The sequence below is a fragment of the Dactylosporangium siamense genome (assembly GCF_016862795.1).
GTDB classification, from domain to species: Bacteria; Actinomycetota; Actinomycetes; order Mycobacteriales; family Micromonosporaceae; genus Dactylosporangium; species Dactylosporangium siamense.
In genome coordinates, this window is record NZ_BONQ01000217.1 from 1 (window position 1) to 1351 (window position 1351).

1 protein-coding gene is annotated in these 1351 nt (G+C 68.0%); it reads right to left on the minus strand.

Annotated elements, in window-relative coordinates; genetic code table 11:
* On the minus strand, nt 1-564 hold a 564-nt coding region (locus Dsi01nite_RS56300; RefSeq protein WP_203854778.1), incomplete at its 3' end, for a helix-turn-helix domain-containing protein.
* Nucleotides 565-1351 lie beyond the last annotated feature (787 nt).

Consider the following 1351-nt stretch of genomic DNA (forward strand, 5'->3'; position numbering starts at 1 on the left):
TGCAGCCGCCGGCTCGCACCCCACGCCGTGGGGTGCAGCCACCATAGGCAAGGCCCGACCTGCACCCGACGCGCCGGGGTGCAGATCCTGCGAGCATGGAAAGACCGCACCCAGCGCAGTGGGGTGCAGGTTGTCGTGAGCATCGTCCGCCGCTGGATCTGCTGCGACGGAAGCCGGGGTCGGGCGGTGCCGGCCGCGACGGCGTACGGCGAGCAGCGCCGCGGCGTCGGCGACCTGCGTCGGCGTGAGTATTTCGACCCGGTCGAGGACATCGGCCGCCAGGATCAGCCGATACTCGTCGGCCTGGCCACGTCGCGAGCCACGCCGCACGACCGTTATCAGCCCTGCGGTACGTAGCGTGGCCAGCGCGCCCTGGACCACGTTGTAAGTCAGCTCGCAATCGACCGCCAGCCGGGCGATACCGGGAAACACTCTGGTGCCGTCGTTGTCCGCGTAGGTCGCGAGCATCAATGCCACCGACTTGACCGTCCGCCCGAGGCGGGCTCGGCGTATGACGTCCGTCCATTGACGCAGTGCCACTGCTTCATTTGCTTGCTCCGTCATGCTGCGGTCTCCTTCAACGCCCGTTGTGCGGGCAGCGCAGAGCCCCCGAACGGCCCTGAGCAGGGTGCCGTCCGGAGTGGGAACGGACCTTCAGAACGAGTCGACGACCACGGCGTACTCAGGGGTCGTCGTGCTCGCCGATACGGCGCCGCTCGAGTGCGCGCACCTCGTCGGCGACGTCGGGATAGTGCTGTAGTGCCGCGTCCTCTGCGAAGTGCCGGGCGTCATCAGCTGCGCCGACACAACTGCATGAGGCGCAGGTCTGTCGGCCCCAGAAGTCGTTCGGCACTGTGTGGTCGGGTTCGAAACGGTGCCGCGGGACGCGTGTTTGCGCGGCGCCGGGCGACACAGACCGTCGGCGTTCATGTGCACGCATCGGGGAGCCTCACCGCATCGACGGGCGGCTGGGAGACGGCCTTCCGACTGCTGCTGTGCTTTGTTCAGGAGTGTGGCAGTGAGCGGCCGATCGAGCTGGCCAGCCGTCACATGCCCGGGTTGTCACACCGCGTCGCCGCCCGCATGTTCGGACGCAGTCGCGCTCACCGCCTGCTCCTTCACCTGCTCGACACGGATCGCTAGCACGCTTAGCGAGGATGCGGCGACTGGCGTCGATCTTGGCGCTGTCCAGCTCGCCGAACCGGCCCTGCTTCTCGACGGCGCCCTCGCCCAAACGAAAGGCATCTGCCCGTGCGGAGATCGTCAACAGAAGCGCGCCGTGCCGTACGTCGCTGTTCATACGATGGCCGCCTCGGAGAGCAGATCGCTGATGCCGACGCCCAAGCGGCCA